This is a genomic window from Streptomyces sp. KLMMK (genome assembly GCF_036961605.1).
Lineage (GTDB): Bacteria > Actinomycetota > Actinomycetes > Streptomycetales > Streptomycetaceae > Streptomyces > Streptomyces telluris.
Map to the genome: position 1 here is coordinate 1 of NZ_JBAMDC010000748.1, position 1,282 is coordinate 1,282.

Sequence of the window (1,282 nt, forward strand, 5' to 3'; positions counted from 1 at the left end):
CATGTGGCCGAAGGCCGCACCAACCGCGAGGTGGCCGCCCTCCTCGCGCTGAGCCACCGGACCGTCGACCACCACCTGCGCAACGTCTTCGCGGCGCTCGGGGTGCGCTCCCGGGTGGAACTGGTCCACGCGCTGGCCTCGTTCGGCGGCGGCCCGCCGTCCGCCGTGCGGCACGCGGCGCCGTGACCCCCGGGTCGTGCCCGCTCAGCGCGCCGGCAGGTGCCGGGCGAAGAACGTGAGCACGTGGTGGCGTACGGCCGGCACCGACCGCGCCGGGTCGGCCGGTCCGGTCAGCGAGGCCCGGGCGGCCGCCGTCATCAGCCCGGCGGCCTGCAACTGCGGCGCCAGCGCGGCGTAGTCGGTGAACACCCCGTGCGCGGCGCCGTCGAGCTGCCCGCGGCGGGCGCGCCCTGCCGAGCGGGCGAGCACCGCCCGCCAGGCAGGCTCCAGCTCCTTCCTGCCGGGGAAGCCGTCCGTGCCCAGCAGGAGCAGGGGCCGGTCCGACCCGTGCCGGGCGACCGGGTACGGCTCGCCCGGCCGGCCGTCGGTCTCCGGCGCCCGGTCCAGGTAGCCCTCCAGGTTGACCGCGGCGCCGACGCGCCGGTCCTCGTACATCGCCTCCGCGGCCGTGGTGCCGCCTGCCGAGTGCCCGTAGACGCCGACCCGCCGCAGGTCCAGGGCGCGGCCGAGGTGTTCCGGCAACGGGCGCCCGGCCGCGTCCGGATTCCGTCCGGCCGCCAGTTCTTCCAGCCGGTCCAGGACGAAGCGGATGTCCGCGATACGGGTGTCGATCATGGCGCGGAAGAGGCCGGGGCGCTTCCTGGGGTCGTCGCGCAGGACCGTCGGGCGCACCGTCTCCCGGCCGGCCATGGCGCACGGGAACTCCACCTCACCGGCGTCGCCGGGATGGTCGACGGTCACCACCACGTAGCCGTGGCTCGCCAGTTCCCCGGCGAGCGTGGTGCCCATGGTGCGCGGATCGCCGCCGCCGGGGCTGTACAGCAGCACCGGCCGCCGGCGCGAGACCTGTGCGGGGGCGCCGGTGTGCGAGTGGGTCGTGGTGGCCGGCCAGTCCGCACCGGCCTCCGGCAGCTCCGGGTGGACTCTGCGCCCGTAGAGCCCGAAGGACTCGGCGGCGCCCGCGCTCATCTGCCGGGCGACCGGGAAGCCGTGGACGGTGCGGGCCGGGTAGAAGACGGTGGCCATCACCTCCCGGACGGGGATCCCCGGCTCCCACGGGTCGGGCCGCGACCGGTCGACGAGGTACAGCGTGGTGACGCCG

The 1,282-nt window shown here is 76.8% G+C and carries 2 protein-coding genes; one reads left to right on the forward strand and one right to left on the reverse strand.

What is annotated here, in order from left to right:
- On the forward strand, window positions 1-186 hold a 186-nt coding region (locus V7793_RS37705), incomplete at its 5' end, for a helix-turn-helix domain-containing protein (RefSeq protein ID WP_336014256.1).
- A gap of 18 nt (window positions 187-204) precedes the next feature.
- Here V7793_RS37705 and V7793_RS37710 read toward each other — a convergent pair.
- The coding region (locus tag V7793_RS37710; protein WP_336014257.1) for an alpha/beta hydrolase family protein at window positions 205-1,282 on the reverse strand (1,078 nt) is incomplete at its 5' end.